The 1,999-nt window shown below is 58.0% G+C and carries 3 protein-coding genes; 1 reads left to right on the top strand and 2 read right to left on the bottom strand.

The features are described 5' to 3' along the window. Positions 1-307: 307 nt before the first annotated feature. On the bottom strand, positions 308-1,459 hold the full coding sequence (gene mltA / locus GWQ31_RS21645; RefSeq protein ID WP_005315504.1) for a murein transglycosylase A: 1,152 nt from the start codon (positions 1,457-1,459) through the stop codon (positions 308-310). 150 nt (positions 1,460-1,609) lie between these two features. On the opposite strand from mltA, the gene GWQ31_RS21640 reads away from it, so the two are divergent. Beyond that, positions 1,610-1,861, top strand: a complete 252-nt coding sequence (locus tag GWQ31_RS21640) for a DUF1289 domain-containing protein (protein ID WP_005315494.1) — start codon at positions 1,610-1,612, stop codon at positions 1,859-1,861. 12 nt (positions 1,862-1,873) lie between these two features. On the opposite strand, the gene GWQ31_RS21635 is transcribed toward GWQ31_RS21640, so the two are convergent. After that, positions 1,874-1,999, bottom strand: a 126-nt coding sequence (locus GWQ31_RS21635; protein WP_265421721.1) for an integrase core domain-containing protein, incomplete at its 5' end; no start/stop codon positions are given.

Genomic DNA, 1,999 nt, shown 5'->3' with positions numbered 1-1,999 from the left:
TCAATCTGCTCGACCAGTGCCAGTTTAAAAGTCAGCGAGTAATCGCGCTGTGTCCGTTTCACACCTTGTCCCATCGGGTTCTCCATTTATTGGGAGGAAAGGTGTAAACCATATTCAGGACGGGACAGCACATACAAAAAAGCCGCCGGATTGCCTCCGGCGGCTTTTTTCTTTGGCACCTCCCCTCGAAGGAAGAGCAGCAGGGAAAGGGTCATCAGGCCTTGTGTGGGTTAGCTACAAAGCGGCATCACCCGCCACAGTCGCCTTATTCCATTACAATCCCTGTTTCGCTTATATCCTGTTTTGCTTATAACCAGGGCGCAGCAGTCGGCCCATGGTGCAGACCCAGCTTCCAGACCCGGCCAAAGTGCTTGTAGTGACCGGCCGCCACACCCGCCTTCTCACCCATGCCGTGGTAAAGATCCAGGTGCCCCTTCTTCACGGCACCACCCACATCCAGCGCAATCAAGAGCCGCAGCTGGTGCTTGCCGGTCCAGTTGCCGGCCTTGTCGAGCAAAGGCACTTCCGCCAGGATGGGGGTGCCCATCGGCAGCAAACTCTTGTCGGCCGCAACGGCCGCCAGCGGCAGCAACGGAATACCGGCGGCGCCAATCACGTCATTGGTGGGGCGACGCTCGAAGAAGACATAAGAGGGATTCTGCTCAACCAGCTCCTTGACGCTCTCCTCCGGTTGGGCGTTGGCCCAATCCTTGATGGCCTTCATCGACATCTTCTCTTTGGGTACCTCGCCCCGGTCGATCAGCACCCGGCCTATGCTCACATAGCCGTGACCGTTTTTGCCGCTGTAACCCAAGTATTGCAACCGATCGTCATCCCCATAATGCACAAAGCCCGAGCCCTGCACATCCATCAGGAAGTTGTCGATAAGAGACTTGCTATAACCCAGCTCCAGCCCACGGTTGGCCAACGCCCCCCGATGGATATCGGCCCGGCTTGGGCAGCGGCCACCACATTTTGGCATGGCATAAATAGGGTACTTGTACTTGGCATCCGGGCGATGGCGCACCTCCAGCACCGGCGAGTAATAACCGGTGAACAGCACGTTGCCCATGCGATCGGCGCCGCCCAGCTGGGCCAGGCTGATGCCGTACTGGGTGATATGAGCCGGATTGCCACCATTGGCCACCCAGCGGGAGAGCTGATGATAGAGCTCGCCATAACGGCGGGTCATCTTGCCGGAACGTTCCAGTACCAACCGGCTCTGGGGGCCGAACTTGCTGAAATCAGAACGCTGGCGGCTGTTGATGCGCTCTACCCGCACCAGATCGCCCGGCAGGGCACCGTCCAGATACTGCTTGCCCAGGTTTTCCGGCACCTCGCAGTTGAGAAAACATCCGGCATCGGGTTTCTTTTTGGGCACCTGCACCTGCTCAGGATTGCCCGCACAACCGGCCAGCCCCAGCACGGCAGCGGTCAGCCAGTACGCGTGTTTGTTCATATGTCCTCATATAACACCAAGCCTCATGCTTGGCGGGGAAGATGCCAAATTTGCTGGGGGAAAGCAAACGCCTTCACCCCCTTGGCGACGGATTTCTCCAAAGGGGATCTTCTGGGTTATAACAAGGTAACAAGGTGTGAGAGGCCATGGATGGAACAGCTCGAGATCTTCCCGCTACAGAGCCCCTGTATCGGGGTATGCGAAGTGAACAACAAGGGCTACTGCAAGGGCTGCCTGCGCAATCGGGAAGAGCGTTTCAACTGGCTCACCATGACACAGACCCAGCAGCAGGAGGTGATGCGTCTTTGCCGTGGCCGCAAGGCGCGGGTTGAGGCCGCGCGCCGCAAGGCACAAGAGGCTGAGCAAGCCAACCAGCCAGCGCAGTCCGGCTGGGATTTTTAACTTGCCCACGGGCTAGCTGTGTAAACCCACCAGGTTGTTCACAGATTGAAGACGACTGATGGGGGGCTTATAGCCCAGACTTGCATGAGGACGATGCCAGTTGTACTCATGCAGCCACGGTTGCAAGTGTTCTGCCCG

This window comes from Aeromonas sp. 2MA4, from assembly GCF_029237305.1.
GTDB classification, from domain to species: Bacteria; Pseudomonadota; Gammaproteobacteria; order Enterobacterales; family Aeromonadaceae; genus Aeromonas; species Aeromonas salmonicida.
The sequence above is the reverse complement of the archived record's forward strand: the minus strand, read 5'-3'. Positions and strand labels throughout refer to the sequence as shown.